General features: G+C 68.8%; 18 protein-coding genes and 1 tRNA gene. 11 read left to right on the plus strand and 8 right to left on the minus strand.

What is annotated here, in order from left to right:
- Positions 1–319: 319 nt before the first annotated feature.
- From LG334_RS18745 to LG334_RS18755, 3 genes are all read right to left on the minus strand, one after another.
- Entirely contained in the window at positions 320–1,051 is a 732-nt protein-coding gene (locus LG334_RS18745; protein ID WP_404380370.1) for a class I SAM-dependent methyltransferase, read from the minus strand.
- Positions 1,052–1,140: 89 nt separating this feature from the next.
- Entirely contained in the window at positions 1,141–1,992 is an 852-nt protein-coding gene (locus LG334_RS18750; RefSeq protein ID WP_404380372.1) for a hypothetical protein, read from the minus strand.
- A gap of 249 nt (positions 1,993–2,241) precedes the next feature.
- Positions 2,242–3,345 carry an IS5 family transposase gene (locus LG334_RS18755; RefSeq protein WP_404380374.1) on the minus strand — a complete coding sequence of 368 codons (1,104 nt, stop codon included), beginning with the start codon at positions 3,343–3,345 and terminating at the stop codon, positions 2,242–2,244.
- Between the two features lie 111 nt (positions 3,346–3,456).
- Here LG334_RS18755 and LG334_RS18760 point away from each other — a divergent pair, with 111 nt between their 5' ends.
- From LG334_RS18760 to LG334_RS18770, 3 genes are all read left to right on the plus strand, one after another.
- Positions 3,457–3,966 (plus strand): YdcF family protein, encoded by a 510-nt coding sequence (locus tag LG334_RS18760; protein WP_404380376.1) that lies wholly within the window; start codon positions 3,457–3,459, stop codon positions 3,964–3,966.
- A 72-nt stretch (positions 3,967–4,038) separates the two neighbouring features.
- Positions 4,039–5,265: a CaiB/BaiF CoA transferase family protein gene (locus LG334_RS18765; RefSeq protein ID WP_404380378.1), complete on the plus strand. Its 1,227-nt coding sequence runs from the start codon at positions 4,039–4,041 to the stop codon at positions 5,263–5,265.
- A gap of 104 nt (positions 5,266–5,369) precedes the next feature.
- Positions 5,370–6,374, plus strand: a complete 1,005-nt coding sequence (locus tag LG334_RS18770) for a nuclease-related domain-containing protein (protein ID WP_404380380.1) — start codon at positions 5,370–5,372, stop codon at positions 6,372–6,374.
- Positions 6,375–6,401: 27 nt separating this feature from the next.
- Here LG334_RS18770 and LG334_RS18775 read toward each other — a convergent pair.
- A tRNA-Gly gene (locus LG334_RS18775) sits at positions 6,402–6,475 on the minus strand.
- A 182-nt stretch (positions 6,476–6,657) separates the two neighbouring features.
- Between LG334_RS18775 and LG334_RS18780 the strand changes: the two genes are divergently transcribed.
- Positions 6,658–7,623, plus strand: coding sequence for a radical SAM protein (locus tag LG334_RS18780; RefSeq protein WP_404380382.1), 966 nt, complete (start codon positions 6,658–6,660; stop codon positions 7,621–7,623).
- Positions 7,624–7,636: 13 nt separating this feature from the next.
- On the opposite strand, the gene gloB is transcribed toward LG334_RS18780, so the two are convergent.
- The gene (gene gloB / locus LG334_RS18785; RefSeq protein WP_404380384.1) at positions 7,637–8,407 is read right to left on the minus strand and encodes a hydroxyacylglutathione hydrolase; all 771 of its coding nucleotides are present in this window, start codon (positions 8,405–8,407) and stop codon (positions 7,637–7,639) included.
- A gap of 194 nt (positions 8,408–8,601) precedes the next feature.
- Between gloB and LG334_RS18790 the strand changes: the two genes are divergently transcribed.
- On the plus strand, positions 8,602–8,892 hold the full coding sequence (locus LG334_RS18790; RefSeq protein WP_404380386.1) for a hypothetical protein: 291 nt from the start codon (positions 8,602–8,604) through the stop codon (positions 8,890–8,892).
- A gap of 30 nt (positions 8,893–8,922) precedes the next feature.
- Entirely contained in the window at positions 8,923–9,717 is a 795-nt protein-coding gene (locus LG334_RS18795) for a class I SAM-dependent methyltransferase (protein ID WP_404380388.1), read from the plus strand.
- 8 nt (positions 9,718–9,725) lie between these two features.
- Here the strand turns inward: LG334_RS18795 and metW are convergent, their stop codons facing one another.
- Both metW and LG334_RS18805 read right to left on the minus strand, forming a co-directional pair.
- Complete coding sequence (gene metW, locus LG334_RS18800; protein ID WP_009541111.1) at positions 9,726–10,412, minus strand: methionine biosynthesis protein MetW; 687 nt, start codon at positions 10,410–10,412, stop codon at positions 9,726–9,728.
- A 27-nt stretch (positions 10,413–10,439) separates the two neighbouring features.
- Positions 10,440–11,606, minus strand: coding sequence for a homoserine O-acetyltransferase (locus tag LG334_RS18805; RefSeq protein ID WP_404386414.1), 1,167 nt, complete (start codon positions 11,604–11,606; stop codon positions 10,440–10,442).
- A gap of 223 nt (positions 11,607–11,829) precedes the next feature.
- On the opposite strand from LG334_RS18805, the gene LG334_RS18810 reads away from it, so the two are divergent.
- From LG334_RS18810 to LG334_RS18830, 5 genes are all read left to right on the plus strand, one after another.
- Entirely contained in the window at positions 11,830–12,681 is an 852-nt protein-coding gene (locus LG334_RS18810) for a chorismate mutase (protein WP_404380390.1), read from the plus strand.
- A gap of 112 nt (positions 12,682–12,793) precedes the next feature.
- On the plus strand, positions 12,794–13,882 hold the full coding sequence (hisC, locus tag LG334_RS18815) for a histidinol-phosphate transaminase (RefSeq protein ID WP_404380392.1): 1,089 nt from the start codon (positions 12,794–12,796) through the stop codon (positions 13,880–13,882).
- Positions 13,879–14,823, plus strand: coding sequence for a prephenate/arogenate dehydrogenase family protein (locus tag LG334_RS18820; protein WP_404380394.1), 945 nt, complete (start codon positions 13,879–13,881; stop codon positions 14,821–14,823). Before hisC ends, LG334_RS18820 begins: the two co-directional genes overlap by 4 nt.
- Positions 14,824–15,085: 262 nt before the next feature.
- On the plus strand, positions 15,086–15,733 hold the full coding sequence (locus tag LG334_RS18825) for an EF-hand domain-containing protein (RefSeq protein WP_404380396.1): 648 nt from the start codon (positions 15,086–15,088) through the stop codon (positions 15,731–15,733).
- 171 nt (positions 15,734–15,904) lie between these two features.
- Complete coding sequence (locus LG334_RS18830) at positions 15,905–16,291, plus strand: hypothetical protein (protein ID WP_404380398.1); 387 nt, start codon at positions 15,905–15,907, stop codon at positions 16,289–16,291.
- 184 nt (positions 16,292–16,475) lie between these two features.
- On the opposite strand, the gene phbB is transcribed toward LG334_RS18830, so the two are convergent.
- Entirely contained in the window at positions 16,476–17,204 is a 729-nt protein-coding gene (gene phbB, locus LG334_RS18835; protein WP_404380400.1) for an acetoacetyl-CoA reductase, read from the minus strand.
- Positions 17,205–17,376: the final 172 nt, after the last annotated feature.

The following is a 17,376-nucleotide window of genomic DNA, read 5'->3' on the forward strand; positions in this document are numbered from 1 at the left end:
AGGCGGCGACAGATCCATGGTAACCGGGGGTTCAGACGTGGCACATACTTAAAGTTGTTCCAGCGCCATCAAATGTTGCTCGACACGAAAAGAGAATCGCTTTTTATTTGGCGGCTTTGGAAGCGCGCAACCGAAGGTAAATCGCGCCAGGATGGACCTGTGTCGCATGCGCTTCATCGCCGCAGGTCTTAGGACAGCTATTCCGTGAAGCTGAGGGCATCGCCCGAGCCTCGACCTCCGTTCAGATACGGCAAGACCCCCTTCGACCTGAGTCGAAGGGGGTCTTGGACGTTTGAAATAAAGGCGACCTGGGGTTGGGTCAGACGCCGCGTGCGTGGGCGTGCAGATCCCAGTCCTCGCGCCGTTCCTTGCACAGGACGGTGACGCGGGTGGGCTGGTCGAACAGCCAGCCGTCGCCCTCGTCGGTGCGCCGGCCCAGATCCTCGAAGCGGCGGCGCAGGTCGGTCTCGCGGGCGTCGAAGCGGGCCTCGCGCTCGGTGTTGGCCGAAACGATGCGATCGCGGAAGGCCTCGAAGCTTGCCATCCGCACTACGTGGATGAACACCGTCTCGCGCTCCACATGCAGGCCGACACGATGGGCGTCGTGCAGGGCCCGCCACGCCTTGGCGCGCACCTCGCGCTCGTCGTCGACCGCCTTGCACAGGTCGTAGAACGGCCCCTGGGCCAACGGCTCCGAGCAGTACACCCGGCCGCCGGAGCGCAGGACGCGGGCGGCCTCGGCCATGGCGGTGTCCATGTGTTCGGGCGGAACATGGTGCAGGCTGTTGAAGAACACCACGGCGTCCATGGTTCCGGCCAGCACCGGCAGGGCCTCGGCCACGCCGTCGATGATGGCGACGCCGTCCACCGGCTCGGCCGCGCGCGCCTTGTCGAGCTGGCGCGGGCTGCACTCGACGCCGATGACGCGGGCGGCGCCGGCGCGGCGGACGGCGCGTGCCAGGCCACCGTCGCCGCAGCCGACGTCGACCACGGCGCGGTCCTCCAGCTCCAGGGACTCAAAAAGAACGTCGCGGCTGTTCTTGTATTCCATGGCTTCACCAGACTGTCCGGACACGGCGGGCGCGGGCCGGGACGGGCCGCCGCCAAACCCTCATGATGCGCCGAAACGGCGCCCGGATGCTAGAAAAGTTCAGGCCGTTCCGGCCGGTAGGAGACCTTGTTCGCGCGCTCGAAGGCGTTGACGTAGGCCACCAGCTCGCGCCGGCGGTCCATGGCCGCCTGCACCTGGGCCGGAGTGATCGGCGGGCCCGAGATGCGGTTTTCCTCCACCATGGCCTTGATGCGCTCCAGGAACATGCGCACGTTCACAGCCTCGATCAGGTCGGCGCAGAAGTGGATGAAGGTGTCGTAGCGCACGTTCTTCTTGGGCTTGGGCGGGTGGTGTACCGACACCGCGAACGAGCCCGTGCGTCCGCCCCGGCGCTCCAGGATGGCGGCGCGGTGGTAGCTGGAAAAGGGCGTGAAGACGACGGCCGTCTGGCTGTCGTGCTGCACCACGAACTCCTCGTCGCGGCCGAACAGGGTCTGGCTGACGCGGCGCACCAGTTGCTCGTTGATGTCGCCGCCCTGGGCCAGCGCCTCCAGCGCGTCGATGTGGCGCGAGGTGTTGGTGGAGAACAGCGTGTTGCCCGCGTGGTGCAGCGACACCCAGCTTTCCGGCACGAACTTGCGCTCGTACGAGGACTGGCGGTTCTCCCACTTCTCGGCCCAGTCGACCGCGTCGTCCTTGCGGAAGACCATGGGATTGCGGGTGAAGGTCTCCACCACCATGGCGGCGCAGCGCAGGGTGGAGGGGATGTTCTGGCCGCGCACCACCACCGTCTCGGTCACATCGGGCGCCTTCAGCGTCATGGCGATGCGGTTGGAGCGAATGGACATCGCCGCCGCGTTCCCCTCCGACCCGGCGTCGAAGGAGAAACTGTGGACGGTGGTCTTTTCACGGAACAGCGTGATGCCGGTGACGGAGGCCATCTCTTGGCTCGAACGACTTTATACTGCGGCCGGACGCGACCGGGGTTGCGAGGCGAGCGCCGATCATGGAGGCTCTACTACCAAATGTCCATGACTGATGCGCCCCCTAACAGGCTGCGGAAAAACCGGCTTTTACGGCCCCCTTTCCCCAACTGAGCGGCGAAAGTCGCGCTTCAGAAGGGGCCACGAGGCGGCCGTAGCGGCCGGTTTGGCCGGACCTGCCCGTTTGCGGACAGGCTCCGGCCAACGTCAGGCCGCCGCCATCAGCTTGGGCAGCCTTGTCAGGTTATAGGCGGCGGCGGTCAAGGTGAACATCCAGCCGACGCGATCTTTGCCACGGTGGCGGGTCTTGCGCAGGACGCCCGTGGTCTTCATCCAGCCGAAGATCTCCTCGATCCGCTTGCGCACCCGAAGGCTGACAGCGTAGCCGGCATGGCGCGTGGTGCGGCCGTCAATGCTGCTCTTTCGCCGCTTTCCCGTCTTCGTGACATGGTCGTTCCGCGCGATGTGCGGCGTGACCTTGCGGGTCCGCAAATCCCGGATGAAGCCCGCCACGTCGTAGCCCTTGTCGGCCCCCAGCGTCACGCGGCGGTTACCGTGGCGGCCGTCTTCCAGCAGGGCCAGCGCCGCCTCGCGTTCGGCGGTGCCGGTGGCGTGGGTGAGGGCCGCGCCGACAACCAGGCCGTTGCGGTTCTCCATGAGCACATGGCCCAGATAGGCCATCTGCGACGACTGGCCGTTGCCCTTGCGGAAGAGCCGGGCGTCGGGATCGGTGGTCGAGGCATGCGTCTCGTTGGACCGCTTCTCGCCCCGGAAATTCCGCTCGCTGTTGCGTCCGCCGCCGGAGGTATCGTCGTCGTCCCCACCCTTGGGCCGGAAGCTCTTCATCGACGCCCACGCCTCGATCATCGTGCCGTCGACAGAGAAGTGATCGTCCGACAGCAGGTCACGCCCCCGCGCCTGGCCGACCACGGCGGCCAGGAACTTTGCGGCCACATCGCCGCGCAAGAGGCGGTCCCGGTTCTTGGTGAAGACCGTTACATCCCAGATGGCGGCGTCCATCGACAGCCCGACAAACCAGCGGAAGAGCAGGTTGTAGTCCATCTGCTCCATCAGTTGGCGTTCGGAGCGAATGGAATAGAAAGCCTGCAACAGCAGGGCGCGCAGCAGCTTCTCCGGCGGGATGGACGGCCGCCCGACCTTCGAGTAGAGCCCCTCGAACTCTGGCGACAGGACCTCAAGCGCTTCGTCGGTGATGGCGCGGATGGCCCGCAGCGGATGATCGGGCGGCACCCGCGCCTCGCAACTCACGTACGAAAAGAGCCCTTCCGTCTGCTGGTCCTGACCGCGCATCGCGTCCTTCCAAGTGCATCAAGAGGATCGAATCACGCCGCCGTCCCGGACGGAAGGGTTTTTCCGCAGCCTGCTAACCCCGTTTCCCTTGGGGATTTTCCGACGGCCGACGTGATCGTGGTGCTGGGCGCCGCCGTGCGGCCCGATGGAACGCCCTCGCCGGCTCTGCTGCGCCGCGCCGACCACGCGAGCGCCCTGTGGCGGGCGGGCCGCGCGCCGGTGGTGCTGGCCAGCGGCGGACAGACGGCCGGGCCGGCCGACGCGCCGACGGAAGCGCACCTCATCGCCATGCACCTGACCGCCGACCACGGCCTTCCGCCCTCGGCCGTGCTGCGCGAGGACAGGGCCCGCAACACCCTTGAGAACGCCGCCTTCTGCCTGACGGAGATGGACCGGCGCGGCTGGCGCTCCGCCCTGGTGGTGACCGACGGGCCGCACATGCCGCGGGCGTTGTGGTGCTTTCGCGCCCTGGCCCGGCGGCGGCGGATGGCGGTGACGCTCTGCCCCGCTCCGGCACCTGCACCGGGCCGTTTCGGCCCGGGCTGGTGGGCGGCGGTGGCCTGGGAGGCGGCGGCCCTGCCCCTCTACGCCTGGCGCCTGTGGCGGGCGCGCGGCGGATAGCTTGCGCGGGCGTTGTGGATGCGGGCAAGATCGCCCGCCCCGGACCCAGACACCGCGCGAGGACCCTCCGCCATGACCGCCGCCGACCCCGCCGCCACGTCGTCGCCGCGCCCGCTGGAAGGCGTGCGCGTGCTGGACTGCGCCACCTTCATCGCCGCGCCCTACACCGCTGCGATCCTGGCGGAGTTCGGGGCCGAGGTCATCAAGGTGGAGCAGCCCGGCGCCGGCGATCCCTTCCGCCGCTTCGGCACCATGACCGAGCGTGGCGACAGCCTCGCCTGGCTGTCCGAGGCCCGCAACAAGCGTTCCGTGACGCTCAACCTGCGCGACCCCAAGGGGGCCAAGCTGTTCCGCCAGATGGCGCGCGAGGCCGACGTGGTGTGCGAAAATTTCCGCCCCGGCACCATGGAAAAGTGGGGCCTGGGGTGGGAGGACCTGCGCGCCGTCAACCCCCGGCTGGTGATGCTGCGCGTCACCGGCTACGGCCAGGACGGGCCGTACGCCCAGCGCCCCGGCTTCGCCCGCATCGCCCATGCCGTAGGCGGGCTGACCCACCTGGCCGGCATGCCCGACGGGCCGCCGGTGACGCCGGGCTCGACGTCGCTTGGGGACTACATGACGGGGCTCTACGGCGCCGTTAGCGTGCTGGTGGCGCTGCGGCACGCACAGGCGGCCGGGCACGGCCAGATGATCGACATCGGCCTCTACGAAAGCGTCTTCCGCGTGCTCGACGAACTCGCCCCGCGCTACGCCTGGGAGGGCACGGTGCGCGGGCCCGAAGGCGTGGCGACGCTGAACGCCTGCCCGCACGGCCATTTCGAATGCGCCGACGGCGCATGGGTCGCCATCGCCTGCACCAACGACAAGATGTTCGCCCGCCTCGCCAAGGCCATGAAGCGCCCCGACCTGGGCGAACGCTTCGCCGCCGTCGCCGACCGCCTGGCCCACCGCGAGGAAGTGGAGGGCGCCGTCACCGCCTGGACCCGCACCCACACCCGCGCCGCCGTCATGGAGGCGTGCCTGGCGGAAGAGGTGCCGGCGGGCAGCATCAACACCATCGCCGACATCTTCGAAGACCCCCACTTCGCCGCGCGCGGCAACCTTCATCGCGTGGTGGAGGCGAGCTTAGGCGGCCGCGAGGTGGTGGTGCCCAACGTGGTCCCCCGCCTCTCCGACACGCCCGGCCGGGTGGAGCGCCTGGGGCCGGAACTGGGGGAAGGCAACGCCGAAATCTACGGCAAGCTCTGCGGCCTGACCGACGAGGAACTGGCGATGTATCGGAAGAAGGGGGTGATCTGAGGGGCTTGGGTCGTCTGGCCCACGACCTTCGTCTGGTTGCGACCGGCGGCCTCTGCCCGTAATAAACGAAGGGCGATGCGCGAGGACGGACAGGGCGAGGCGAGATGATTCTGAAGGAGTTGGACGATGTGCCGGCCGCCGACCGGTTTTCGCTGGCGGGGCACAGGGCGGAGAAGGACCTGGCGTTCTATCTGAAGCGCGGGTTCGGCCGGGACAGGAAGATCCACGTCCTGAACGGCGTCAGGATTGAGCACGACGACGATGCGGCCCAGATCGACCACCTGATCCTTCACCCCTACGGCTTCATCATCGTCGAGAGCAAGAGCGTCCATGACACGGTCCACATCGACCGTCACGGCCACTGGAGCCGGACGTTCAAGGGGCAGCGCAAGGGCATGGGATCGCCGATTCTCCAGGCGGAACGGCAGGTGGACTTCCTCAAGACCGTTTTCGACGATCGGAAGGAAGAGGTGATCGGCACGCTGTTCGGCATCCAGCAGGGCCTCGGCGGGCGGGCCTACGACGTGCTGGTCGCCATTTCCGACAACGGCCGCATCACCTGCGAGAAGGGCGCGCTCGACCCGCGCATCTGCAAGGCCGACGAGGTGGTCGACCGGGTGCGGGACATTTACAAGAGCTATAAGCCCGGCTTGCGCCTGTTGGACAGCCGCCCGACGTTCCGCCTGTCGGACATGGACAGCATCGCCACCTTCCTGGTGGAGAACCACCGCCCCGTCGGCACCACCGCGCCGTACGTGGTGGAGCCCAGCCCCTGGCCTGGTTTCGGGATGCGGGCGGAGCCGGAACTGGTGCCGGAGAAGCCGCGCCGGGCTCACAAAACAAAGGTCGCGGCACCGCTCGAACTCGCGCACACCTGCGGCAAGTGCGGGGATAACGCCGCCCTGCGCATCCTCTACGGTCCCTACGGCTACTACTTCAAGTGCGGTGCCTGCGGCGGCAACACCAAGGCCCAGGCGACCTGCGAGGCGTGCGGCAAGCCGGCCCGCGTGCGCAAACAGGGCCGAGACTTCTTCGCGGAGTGCCAGTCTTGCGGCGTTTCACGCGCGTACTTCACCAATTCGCCGGAAAACGCCGACGCGGCGGAATGACTTCGGCTGCAATGTGGGGAGAAAGATTGGAGCGGGTGAGGGGAATCGAACCCCCGTCGTCAGCTTGGGAAGCTGCTGCTCTACCATTGAGCTACACCCGCATCCGGCGCGGCATCGCGCGGCAGGGACACAGTTATAGGCGCAGCCGCGCCGCCGCGCAAGAGGGCGCGTCGCCCGCAGATTCCGCACCCCACACGCAGCCGTGAATTGCGCCCGGCGGTCCGCGCCGCCATGGTGGCCGTATAAATCGCAATACCTACGACCGCCAGCCAGGGAGCCGCCCGTGCCCGACGACGGCCGCAAGACAGACCTTCATTCCGCCGGCCCCGTGCGGGCCAAGTTTTCCGACCCCTGCGTCACCGCCAGGGGCGAGAGCCGCGCCACCGTGCATCTGGATCGCCTGGATACGCTGTGGGTCAACACCGGCACGCTCTGCAACATCGAGTGCGCCCACTGCTACATCGAGAGCAGCCCGAAAAACGACCGCCTGGCCTACATCACCACATCCGAACTGATGCCCTACCTGGCGGAGGTGCAGCGGCTTGGCCTCGGCACCCGCGAGATCGGCTTCACCGGCGGCGAGCCGTTCATGAACCCCGACATGATCGAGATGCTCGACGTGGTGCTGACCGCCGGCCATCGCGCGCTGGTGCTGACCAACGCCATGAAGCCCATGACGCACAAGCGCGCCGACCTTCTGGACCTGCGCGACCGCTTCGGCGACGCCCTGGAACTGCGCGTCTCGCTGGACCACTTCACCGCCCGCCACCACGAGGAGGAACGCGGCCCCGGCACCTTCGCCATCGCCCTGGAGGGGCTGAAATGGCTGTCGGACGAGGGCTTTTCCGTCGCCGTCGCCGGCCGCACCCGCTGGGGCGAGCCGCTGGAGGCCGAGCGCGCCGGCTATGCCGACCTCTTCGCGCGCGAGGGCATCCGCATCAACGCGGCCGATCCGGCGCGGCTGGTGCTGTTCCCGGAAATGGACGAAAGCGCCGACGTGCCCGAGATCACCACCGCCTGCTGGGGCATCCTGGGCAAGACGCCGTCGGACGTGATGTGCGCCTCGTCCCGCATGATCGTCAAGCGCAGGGGCGCAGAGCACCCGGCGGTTGTCGCCTGCACCCTACTGCCCTACGATCCGCGCTTCGAACTGGGCGCAACGCTGGAAGACAGCGCAAAGCCGGTGCCCCTCAACCATCCGCACTGCGCCCGGTTCTGCGTGCTTGGCGGGGCCAGTTGCAGCGCCTGAGGAACCGGAAGCCCTAGAAACTGTCCTTGCGCGCCCGCACCTCGGCAAATACGCGCTCCGGCGCCGCGCCCGCCAAGCCCAGCTTGTCGGCCAGCGCCGGGTCGTCGGCGCGCAGGAAGGGGTTGGCCGCCTTCTCCACGCCCAGCAGCGACGGCACGGTGGGGCGGTTCTCGGCGCGCAGGCGCTCGATCTCGGTGCCGAGGTCGCGCAGCACCGTGTTGTCCGGGTCCACCGACAGGCTGAAGCGCAGGTTCGCCTGAGTATACTCGTGGGCGCAGTAGACGCGCGTGTCGTCGGGCAGCGCGCGCAGCTTCGACAGGCTGTCCCAGAACTGCTCCGGCGTGCCCTCGAACATCCGTCCGCAGCCCAGCGAAAAGATCGTGTCGCCGCAGAACAGGGCGTCGCTGTCCTCGAACCAGTAGGCGATGTGCCCGCTGGTGTGCCCCGGCACGTCGAAGACGCGCGCCACCGCATCGCCCAGGCGGACCGTGTCGCCCTCGCCCACCTGCACGTCGATGCCGGGGATACGGTGTGCGTCGGCGCGCGGCCCGACGACGGTGCAGCCGGTGGCCTGCTTGATCTCCAGGTTGCCGCCGGTGTGGTCGGCGTGGTGGTGGGTGTTGAGGATGTGCGTCAGCCGCCAGCCGCGGCGCTCCAGCGCCTCCATCACCGGGGCCACCACGGCGGGGTCCACCACTCCCGTCGCCTGCGTTTCGGGATCATGGGCCAGATAGACGTAGTTGTCGTTCAGGACCGGGATCTGCTCGATTTCCAGGCGGGACACGAAGGGCCTCCTTCAGGTGGTTGGTTCGGTTTCCTTGGCTCGTATCCTATCAACGCGCGCGCGCCCCGTCAGGCCCCCGGCCGCGCCGGCGGCGGCGATCGAAGGGCGAACGGAAAAACCTCGCGGATATTGTGACCGCGATCAATCCCCCGACATGGCGCGGGGGTGTAATCTGGACCGTGGAGGATAACGCCATGCTTAATGATCGCACTCTGCAAGCCCTGCGTCTGCGGGGGTTCACCGTCGAGGAGATCCTGCAGATCGAACGTCTCGCCCACGAGGCCTCGCACCATCGCAAGGCCTTGCGCGATCCCTCGCGCCGGAAGCTGGACACCGAGGCCGTGATGCACGCCGCCGCCGGTGGTGACCCGCTGGCGGCCAAGCTGGCGCCGCTGCTGCGGGACCGGCGCAGCATCCGGGTCGACCATGCCTTGGTGCGCGCATCCATCGTCCTGGGGGAACGGCTGCGCGCCGACATGCTGTGAGACGCGCCCCGACGTGGTAAGCTCGTCGCCATGTGGATGGACGTCGTCGACCTGCGGGATTTCTATGACGGCAGCCTGGGGCAGGTGTCGCGCCGGCTGCTGCAGCGCCGCCTGCGCGCCATCTGGCCCGACACCCGTGGGATGCGCGTGCTGGGCGTGGGATTTGCGACGCCCTTCCTCGGCCCCTTCCTCGACGGCAGCGAGCGTGTCCTGGCGGCCATGCCGGGCGCCCAGGGCGTCATGCGATGGCCCGCCGAGGGCCCCAACCGGGTCATGCTGGCCGACGAGGCGGAACTGCCCCTGCCCGACCGCTCCATCGACCGCCTCGTCATCGCCCACGGGCTGGAGCACACCGAGCACATGCGCGCCATGATGCGCGAATGCTGGCGCGTTCTGACCGACGGCGGGCGCATGATCATCGTCGCCCCCAACCGGCGCGGCATCTGGGCGCGCATGGAGCGCACGCCCTTCGGCACCGGCCGCCCCTACTCCGAAAGCCAGATCACGCGGCTTCTGCGGGACACCATGTTCACGCCGCTGGAGGTGGGCGCGGCCCTCTACATGCCGCCGGTGCGCTGGCGTGGGGCGCTGGCGTGGGCGCGCCCGATAGAGGATCTGCTCGGCCGCTGGCGCTGGCCCGATGCGTTTGCCGGCGTGCTGGTGGTGGAGGCCGCCAAGCAGATCTACGCCGCCCCCCACCACAAGGTCGCCGAGCGCCGGCGCGCCTATGCGGTGGTGCCCAACCCCTTCCGCAACGGCCACCGCGGCGGTGCCCGCCCGGCCGGCGTGCGGCGCGACCGGGTGGCGGACGACGACGGGGCCTAGAGCGCGGTCTACTTCCGCCGCAGCAGGAACAGCGCCTGTTCCGCCATCAGGTTGGCAAGGCTGCCGTCGGCGGACAGGCGGCTCTTGCGGCCCTGACTGTCCAGCGCGTAGGCTGCCTCCACCGTCACCCCCAGTTCGCGGCACAGGTCGCGGAAGTCGCGGATGGTGCACAGGTGGATGTTGGGCGTCGCCCACCATTGCGACGGCAGGCAGCGCGACACCGGCATGCGCCCCTGGGTGACCAGGTGCAGCCGGTTGCGCCAGTAGCCGAAATTGGGAAACGACACGATGGCGCGGTGGCCGATGCGCAGCAGATCCTCCAGCACCCCGCGCGGGTTGCGCGTGGCCTGCAGCGTCTGCGACAGGATGGCGTAGTCGAAGGCGCCGGCCGGATAGTCCTTGAGATCGGTGTCGGCGTCGCCCTGGATCACCGACAGCCCCTGCGCCACCGCCGCCTGCACGCCGTCCATGGACAACTCGATGCCGCGCCCGTCGACGCGCTTGGTCTGCCACAGGTAGGACAGCAGCGTGCCGTCCTCGCAGCCGACGTCCAGCACGCGGCTTTCCGGGGCGACCAGACTGGCGATGAGCTGAAGGTCGACACGGATGCCGGCGTTGGCGCCCGGCGGCGCGCCGGCGGCGGCGACCGTGCCGGCCTGGGCGACCGTCTGGTTGGCGGTGTCGATGTGCGTCATGGCGGCATCTTTCCTCCGGCCCCGGCCTCAGCCCGCGCCCCGGCGGGGCAGGCCCAGGTGTTCGGCCGCGCCGTCCAGGAAGCCCTGGAGCGTCTCGTGGAACTCGGGCTCGTCCAGCAGGAAGGCGTCGTGGCCCTTGTCGGACTGCACCTCCACGAACGACACGTTGGCGGCCACGGCATTCAGGGCATGCACCACGGCGCGGCTCTCCGACGTGGGGAACAGCCAGTCCGAACTGAACGAGATCACGCAGAACCGGGTCTTCGTGCCCATGAAGGCGTTGGCCAGCCGGCCGCCGTTCTCCTCCGCCAGGTCGAAGTAGTCCATGGCGCGGGTGATGTAGAGGTAGCTGTTGGCGTCGAAACGGTCCACGAAGGTGGAGCCCTGGTAGCGCAGGTAGCTTTCCACCTGGAAGTCCGCCTCGAACCCGTAGGTGATGGTCGAGCGGTCCTGCAGCCGCCGCCCGAACTTGCGGTGCAGCGCCTGTTCCGACAGATAGGTGATGTGCGCCGCCATGCGGGCGACGGCCAGGCCGCGCTCGGGGCGCTTGTCATGCTCCAGATAATCGCCGCCGCACCAGTCGGGGTCCGAGACGATGGCCTGGCGCCCCACCTCGTGGAAGGCGATGTTCTGGGCCGAATGGCGGTAGCTGGTGGCGATGGGCACGCAGGCGAACACGCGGTCGGGAAAGGTGTGCACCCACTCCAGCGCCTGCATCCCGCCCATGGACCCGCCGATGACCGCGAACAGCCGCTCGATCCCCAGCGCGTCCATGAGCCGCGCCTGGGCCTGCACCATGTCGCCGATGGTGATGACGGGGAAGCGCATGCCCCAGGGCTTGCCGGTGGCGGGGTCCGTCTCCGCCGGCCCGGACGAGCCCATGCAACTGCCCAGCACATTGATGCAGATGACGAAGAAGCGGTCGGTGTCGACGATCTTTCCCGGCCCGACGATCTGGTGCCACCAGCCCGGCTTGCCGGTGGTGGGGTGCGGATCGGCGACGAAGTGGTCGCCGGTCAGCGCGTGGCAGACCAGGATGCAGTTGGTCTTCTCGGCGTTGAGCGTGCCGTAGGTGGAGTACGCCAGGGTGAACGGCCCGAGGTCGATGCCGCAGTCCAGCCGCAGCGGCTTGTCGTGGCCGAGTACCACCCGCTGGTCCTGGCCGCGCGGAAGCTCGGCGCCCCGCTCGGGCACCCGGGCCGCGGCGGTCTCGCCCTGCGTCTGCGTATCGTGGCTGTCCACCTGATCGGTCACCGCGAGGAAGTCCTTCCGGCACTGTCGAACGCCCGCGCGGCACCGGGCCGCCGGGAGGCTGGAAAACTATGACCGCCGCCGTCGACTTTCAACGTTTTCTTTGATTTCGCGCATGGGCGCCGGTAAGACTATCCGGCATTTCACAAAGGTTGCCGCGCCCGCCATGACCAACGACGACGCCGCCACGCTGGATACCCTGCGCCAGGAAATCGACCGCATCGACGACGCCATCCATGACCTGATCATGGATCGCACGGCCCTGGTGGAGCGCATCCGTGCGGCCAAGGGCAACGGCGTGGTGCTGCGCCCGGCGCGCGAGGCCGCCATTCTGCGCCGCCTGCTGGACCGCCACGAGGGGCATTTTCCGGCCGCCAGCATGGTGCGCATCTGGCGCGAGATGATCTCGGCCCTGACCGCCTTGCAGGCGCCGCTCAGCCTGTCGGTCTACATGCCCGAGCGCGGCGCCGGCTATCTGTCCCTGGCGCGCGACCAGTACGGCGCCTACACCCAGACCCACACCTATGCCAGCGCCGGCCAGGTGGCGCGCGCCGTGATGGACGGGCAGGTCAGCGTCGGCATCCTGCCCATGCCGCACCTGGACGATGCGCAAAGCTGGTGGACCATGCTGGTGGGCGCCTCGCCGGACCTGCCGCGCATCGTCGCCCGCCTGCCCTTCCACGGCCCCGGCCCCGGCCGCGGCGACGGGCTGGAGGCGCTGGCCGTCGGCCGCCTGCCGCTGGAGGCCACCGGCGACGACGTCACCGTGCTCGCCGTCGAATGCTCCAACGACATGTCGCGCGCCGGCATGCGCAGCCAGCTCGAGGCCGTGGGCCTGGCGCCCAACCATCTGTGGGATACCCGCGAGGTGACGGCCGACAGCCGCATCGACCTCATCGCCGTGGAGGACTTCGTCGCCGCCGATGATCCGCGCCTGCAGTTCGCGCGTGATCGTCTGTCCGGCGACGTGGCCTATATCCACGTCATCGGCGCCTACGCCCAGCCCCGGCCGGTCTGACCCGATCCTGCCCCGGGCAGGACGCGAGGCGCCGGCGGTTCACCCCGCCGCGCGCCTCTTTTTTGTTTCCCGACCCCTTCATTCATCATTCGCTGAAAGCAGGATTGACGCCATGAGCAGCCTGACCCCGCGTCCCGGCATCCTCGACATCGCCCCCTACAAGCCCGGCGAGTCCAAGGTCGAGGGTGTCTCCAAGGTCATCAAGCTGTCCTCCAACGAAGGTGCGCTGGGCGCCAGCCCCCGCGCCCGCGAAGCCTATCGCGCCGCGTCCGACACCCTGCATCGATACCCCGACGGCGGCGCCACCCGCCTGCGCGCCGCCATCGCCGCCCGCCACGGCATGACCGCCGACAACATCGTCTGCGGCTGCGGCTCGGACGAGCTGATCGGCCTGCTCTGCCGCGCCTACGCCGGGCCGGGCGACGAGGTGCTCTACTCTGCCCACGGGTTCCTCATGTACTCCATCTACGCGCTCAGCGTCGGCGCGACGCCGGTGACGGCGCCCGAGGTGGACCTGACGGCCTCGGTCGACAACCTGCTGGCCGCCGTGACGGAGAAGACCCGCATCGTTTTCGTCGCCAACCCCAACAACCCCACCGGCACCTACCTGCCGGCGGCCGAGGTCAAGCGCCTGCGCGAGGGTTTGCGCGGCGACATCCTGCTGGTGGTCGACGCGGCCTATGCCGAATACGTCAGCCGCAACGATTACACCGACGGCCGCGACCTGGTGGACGCCCACGACAACGTGGTCATGACGCGCACGTTCTCCAAGATCCACGGGCTGGGCGGCGCCCGCCTGGGCTGGTGCTACGCGCCCGATCAGGTGGTCGACATCCTCAACCGCCTGCGCAGCCCGTTCAACGTGACCAGCCCGGCGCTGGCCGCCGGCGAGGCCGCCATCGAGGACGTCGCCTTCACCGACCTGTCGCGCCAGCACAACGACGTCTGGTTGCCCTGGATGGAGCAGAAGATGCACGACATGGGCCTGGAAACCACTGATTCGGTCGGCAATTTCGCCCTGGTGAAGGTGCCCGACGCCGACGCCTGCGACGCCTTCCTGCGGGCGCGCGGGCTGATCGTCCGCCGCATGGGCGGCTACGGCCTGCCCGACTGGCTGCGCATCACCGTCGGCCTGGACGAGGAAAACCACGCGCTCATCGACGCGCTGGCGGCGTTCCTGGACGACCGGGGGGCGCGATGAGCGAAACCTTCCGCACCCCAGCCCCCGCCGGCGCAGCACCGCAGCCCGGCCCGCGCCCCGAGGCGCCGCTGTTCGACCGCATCGCCTTCATCGGCATCGGCCTGATCGGCTCGTCGCTGGCACGCGCCGTGGCGCACCACAATCTTGCGCGCAGCACCGTCTGCACGGCCAAGGACCCTGAACACCTGGAGGTCGCCCATGGGCTCAAGCTGACCACCGACACCGCGCCCACCATCGCCGAGGCGGTGCGGGATGCGGATCTGGTGGTGGTCTGCGTGCCCGTGGGCGCCTATGCAGAGGTGGCCGAACAGCTGAAAGGCAACCTGAAGCCGGGCGTCATTCTGTCCGACGTCGGCTCCACCAAGACCTCGACGGTGCGCGACCTGGCGCCCGCCCTGCCCGAGGGCGGCCATCTGGTGCCCGGCCACCCCATCGCGGGGACGGAGCATTCCGGCCCGGCGGCGGGGTTCGCGGAACTGTTCATGGACCGCTGGTGCATTCTCACCCCGCCCGCCGGCACCGATCCGGCGGCGGTGGAGAAGGTGGCGGCGCTGTGGCGGGCCATCGGCTCGTGGATCGAGGTGATGGAGCCCGAGCACCACGACAAGGTGCTGGGCATCACCAGCCACCTGCCTCACCTCATCGCCTACACCATCGTCGGCACGGCGACAGACCTGGAAGAGGACCTGAAGCAGGAGGTGATCAAGTTCTCGGCCTCGGGCTTCCGCGATTTCACCCGCATCGCGGCGTCGGACCCGGTGATGTGGCGCGACGTGTTCCTCAACAACCGGGAAGCGGTGCTGGAAATCATGCAGCGCTTCACCGAGGACCTGACCGCCCTGCAACGGGCCATACGGCGCGGCGAGGCGGACACGCTGGAGACCCTGTTCACGCGCACCCGCGCCATCCGCCGCGCCATCATCGACGCCAAGCAGGCGTGAGGGACCGGGGCGGGCCGGGGCGGCGGTGAATGCTGCCCCCCGGCCCTCTGACGGAAGTGCGACAGGGCGTTTTGCAGCGGATGTGGACCCGCGCACGCCGCCTGCCTCCCCTCCCTTCGGCGCCCGCCCTCGTTACACTGTGTTACCGACTCAGCCGCCTGCCGACATGCCCCCGTTACGGGCGCGGGTTTATACTGTCTTTCATGGAGCACAGGTCCGAAGCGCCCTCGCGGCCCGGACCCGAAACCGATGGAGGACGATCATGAAACGCAGCCTGAAGACCATCCTCACCGCCTCCGCCGTGGTCGTCGGCCTGGGCGCCGCCGCATGGGCGGCCGGGCCGGGTCCGGGCTTCGGGTTCGGCGGCGGACCGTGCTGGGGCGGCGGCCCCGGCTTCATGCAGACCCAGGGCGGCGGCGGTGGCGGCCCCGGCATGGGCGGCGGCCCGCGCCAGGGCATGGGCCCCGGCTCCGGCATGATGGGCGGCGGCATGATGGGCGGCGGCATGATGGGCGGCCCCGGCTGGCACATGCAGCAGCTCGACACCAACAGCGACAACGCCATCTCCACCGAGGAAATGGAGACGTGGCGGGCTGAGCGCTTCACGCAGTTCGACGCCGACGGCGACGGCCAGATCTCCGAACAGGAGTTCCGCGACGCCGGGCCGCAGGGTTTCGGCTGGCGCGCTCGCAACTGGGACGAAATGCCCGCCAACATGCAAGCCATGATGCAGGAGCGCCGGGACTTCATGTTCCGCGGCATGGACGCCGACGACAGCGGCACCGTCTCGCAGGACGAGTTCACCGCCCACATGGGCCCCGGCATGCAGCACATGGACGCCAACAACGACGGCCAGATCACGGCCGACGAAATGGGGCCCGGCATGATGCGGAACCGCCAGGCGCAGTAATGGCGTGTTCATGCTCAAGGGGCCGGCACCGCCACGGGTGCCGGCCCTTCCTTTCGCATGCCGCCTGCGGGGGAATTGCTTTGGTCATATGACGGTTGTCCGTGTTGACCTTATTTCCGGAAGGGGCAATCATCTTCCTCCCAAGGTCGTAATCCATGGGAGGAAACACCGATGTCTCGGACTGTGCGTCTACTTGCCGTGGCCACGGCCCTTGTGAGCGCCGGGCTTCCGGCGCGGGCAGCCGGGCCGGAAGCGGTCCCGTCGCAGGTGGCCGCCCTGACGGAACAGGCGCCGGCCGATCGCTCGGCGGAAGGCCTGGCGATCGCCGCGGCCGCCTCCGACCGCCGCTGCACCCGTCCGGACTCGGCTCGCGCGGCACGGACCGAGCACCCCGCCTATGAGGTCGTGCATGTGCTGTGCAACCACCAGGGACGGCGCGGGCGCCTGATGACCGTGCGGCTGTTCCAGTCCGGCCGGGTGGCGGTGCGAGCGGAGGGCATCATCTCCCTCGGCGAAGAAGGCATGCCCCCCGCCGGCCAAGACTATCCGGCCTTCTGACGACGCCACGGCGGCATCCGGCACCCTTCCCCGGTGCCGGTGGTGCGCGGCAATCCCGGCGGACCCCCTTCCCCCATCCTCGGGCCATGCCGCGCACATGAAAACACCCCCGGGCGGGCGCGCCCGGGGGTGTTTTTGTGTCGCGCGCCGGTCCTCGGGAACGGACCGGGCGAGGCGCGACGGATCAATACATGTGCTGCCCGCCGTTGATGGACAGGGTCGAGCCGGTGATGAAGTCGGCGTCGTCCGCGGTCAGGAAGACCACGCCGCGCGCGATGTCGGCGGCACGGCCCAGGCGGCCCATGGGGATCTTGGCGATGATCTTTTCCAGCACGTGGTGCGGCACGGCGCGCACCATGTCGGTGTCCACGTAGCCGGGCGCGATGGCGTTGACGGTGATACCCTTGGCCGCACCTTCCTGCGCCAGCGCCTTGGTGAAGCCGTGGATGCCGGACTTGGCGGCGGCGTAGTTCACCTGGCCGTACTGGCCGGCCTGGCCGTTGATGGAGCCGATGTTGACGATGCGGCCGAAGCCCCGCTCGCGCATGCTGTCGATGACGCACTTGCAGGTGTTGTAGCAGCTGGTCAGGTTGGTGTGGATCACCGCTTCCCACTGCTCGTAGCTCATCTTGTGCAGCGTGCCGTCGCGGGTAATGCCGGCGTTGTTCACCACGATCTCGACCGGGCCGAGTTCCTTGGTGATCTTCTCGATGCCTTCCTTGACGCTGTCGAAGCTGGAGACGTCGAACTTGTAGGCGGCGATGCCGGTTTCCTTGGTGAACTGCTCGGCAGCGGCGTCGTTACCGCCGTAGTTGGCGGCGACCTTGCAGCCGGCGTCGCGAAGATGCTCGCTGATGGCGCGGCCGATGCCGCGGGTGCCGCCGGTCACAAGCGCAACACGTCCCTTGGACATAAACTTCCCTCCCGTGAAAAAGCCTAGGTGAAATCACGAACCCTGCGACAACCCTTTTAGAAGAATCCCGCGCGGTAATAAACCCCCATTTTTCCCGAAAAAAACGAAACTTGCTTTCGCAGATCGACAAAAACGGGATATCGCGCTGCGGGACGGGGTCCGCGCGGCGTGC

Source organism: Caenispirillum salinarum, from assembly GCF_044803115.1.
In the GTDB taxonomy this organism is placed as follows: domain Bacteria; phylum Pseudomonadota; class Alphaproteobacteria; order Rhodospirillales; family Rhodospirillaceae; genus Caenispirillum; species Caenispirillum salinarum_A.

What these genes read in the sequence shown, in the direction of transcription:
- LG334_RS18745 (WP_404380370.1), bottom strand. Translation starts at nt 1,051, where the DNA reads ATGGAATACAAGAACAGCCGCGACGTTCTTTTTGAGTCCCTGGAGCTG.
- LG334_RS18750 (WP_404380372.1), bottom strand. Translation starts at nt 1,992, where the DNA reads ATGGCCTCCGTCACCGGCATCACGCTGTTCCGTGAAAAGACCACCGTC.
- LG334_RS18755 (WP_404380374.1), bottom strand. Translation starts at nt 3,345, where the DNA reads ATGCGCGGTCAGGACCAGCAGACGGAAGGGCTCTTTTCGTACGTGAGT.
- LG334_RS18765 (WP_404380378.1), top strand. Translation starts at nt 4,039, where the DNA reads ATGACCGCCGCCGACCCCGCCGCCACGTCGTCGCCGCGCCCGCTGGAA.
- LG334_RS18770 (WP_404380380.1), top strand. Translation starts at nt 5,370, where the DNA reads ATGATTCTGAAGGAGTTGGACGATGTGCCGGCCGCCGACCGGTTTTCG.
- LG334_RS18790 (WP_404380386.1), top strand. Translation starts at nt 8,602, where the DNA reads ATGCTTAATGATCGCACTCTGCAAGCCCTGCGTCTGCGGGGGTTCACC.
- LG334_RS18795 (WP_404380388.1), top strand. Translation starts at nt 8,923, where the DNA reads ATGTGGATGGACGTCGTCGACCTGCGGGATTTCTATGACGGCAGCCTG.
- metW (WP_009541111.1), bottom strand. Translation starts at nt 10,412, where the DNA reads ATGACGCACATCGACACCGCCAACCAGACGGTCGCCCAGGCCGGCACG.
- LG334_RS18810 (WP_404380390.1), top strand. Translation starts at nt 11,830, where the DNA reads ATGACCAACGACGACGCCGCCACGCTGGATACCCTGCGCCAGGAAATC.
- hisC (WP_404380392.1), top strand. Translation starts at nt 12,794, where the DNA reads ATGAGCAGCCTGACCCCGCGTCCCGGCATCCTCGACATCGCCCCCTAC.
- LG334_RS18820 (WP_404380394.1), top strand. Translation starts at nt 13,879, where the DNA reads ATGAGCGAAACCTTCCGCACCCCAGCCCCCGCCGGCGCAGCACCGCAG.
- LG334_RS18825 (WP_404380396.1), top strand. Translation starts at nt 15,086, where the DNA reads ATGAAACGCAGCCTGAAGACCATCCTCACCGCCTCCGCCGTGGTCGTC.
- LG334_RS18830 (WP_404380398.1), top strand. Translation starts at nt 15,905, where the DNA reads ATGTCTCGGACTGTGCGTCTACTTGCCGTGGCCACGGCCCTTGTGAGC.
- phbB (WP_404380400.1), bottom strand. Translation starts at nt 17,204, where the DNA reads ATGTCCAAGGGACGTGTTGCGCTTGTGACCGGCGGCACCCGCGGCATC.